The 1,375-nt window shown below is 62.2% G+C and carries 1 protein-coding gene; it reads right to left on the bottom strand.

Going from position 1 to position 1,375, the window contains the following annotated elements; all coding sequences use genetic code 11:
* Positions 1-200 precede the first annotated feature (200 nt).
* Entirely contained in the window at positions 201-962 is a 762-nt protein-coding gene (locus QZ271_RS14305; protein ID WP_291432609.1) for a DUF4388 domain-containing protein, read from the bottom strand.
* Positions 963-1,375: the final 413 nt, after the last annotated feature.

Genomic DNA, 1,375 nt, shown 5'->3' with positions numbered 1-1,375 from the left:
TCGCGTTTGGACGCTGCGAGCGTGGCTGTCACGGCCTCAAGGCGTTTCCTGTCGGGCATAGTTCCAGCCAACTACCCAGTTTTCAGGCGGGCTCCAGTTGTCATACGGATTCCGCTCCATTCCGCCCAGGAGCGTCTGTTGTTCCTGCTCGCATGGGCTCGGATTGATTCGGTGCAGTCCCGAATCAATCACAGTCCGTATCACACGGGTTTGGCCAGGACGCTGTCGCCGGCCCGCAGGGTGGTGCGGACGAGCAGGTCGGCGGGAATCATGATCTGGTTGGTCAGGTTGGCAGACATACGGACGGGCAGGGTGTATACCTGTCCGTCGTCGGCTTTCAGGGCCACGAGTTGCGGGTGGCGCACGATGTCCTCCTTCCAGCGTTTGAAGATCAGTTCGTCCACGAGCGCCACGCCCTGCACCTGCCGCGTGACCATGATGGTCAGACGGGCCACGCGGGTCTTGCGGGGCACGATCAGGCCGATGCGGAACAGTTTGAGCAGCATGCGTTTCGCTTCGGGGTCCTGCGTGAGTTCCGAGACGGGTTTCTGCGCGTCGATCTGCTTGAGAACGTCCAGTTCCTTGAGGCTCCAGTGCATGCGGCCCACCCGCTGCGGCGACGTGACGCGCGCCGGACCGCCGAACGGCAGATCCTGAACCGGCAGGGCTTCCAGCGCCTCCAGGGTCACCTCGTCCAGGGTGCTGTCCAGACGGGGGTTGCCATGCGTGACGCCCTCATCGAAGTGAAAGCGGCCCTTGGGGTCCAGCATCAGGCGGACAAGTGCCTGCACGCCCTCATCCGGCCCAAATTGCAGGTGCCGGACCCGCCCGGATTCCAGCCACGCCTGAAACTGCCCCTCCGTATGCAGGACGTACAACACGCCCGTCCGGCCCTGCTCGGTCAGCAGGTACAGCAGTTCCAGGAAATCGAAGGTGTCGAGACTGGAAGTGGCCCTGGTCATGTGTGCATGGCGTTCAGCGTGATCACGTCCTCCCATCGTGGCGTCGAACGCCCTTGCCGTCATGTTCGCTCATCCGCAAGCGCCGGGCAAGTGTGATACGGATGCCGCTTCATTCCGCCCGCCCTGCACGGCTCAGGCTCCTGCGCCGCTGTAGGCGTACGGATTGGGTCTGTCTGGTTGAGAACCCGGGACAGCACCGGGTTGCCGACTCCGCGCCCGGATCATCCGGATTCCGCTCCATTCCGCCACAGTCGGGAAGACACCGCCTGCGGCTCCATACCACGAAACCCGGATGCCGTTCCTACTCGCGTCCGCTCGGATTGATTCAGAACTGCACTGGTAACTGCTCAGCACGATAAACACGGCAAAAAACGCTTGTTCCCGTTTTGTATGAGCATAATATTTACTGCAAA

It is taken from the genome of Deinococcus sp., from assembly GCF_018260555.1.
Lineage (GTDB): Bacteria > Deinococcota > Deinococci > Deinococcales > Deinococcaceae > Deinococcus.
This window is presented reverse-complemented; position numbering and strand designations above follow the sequence as displayed.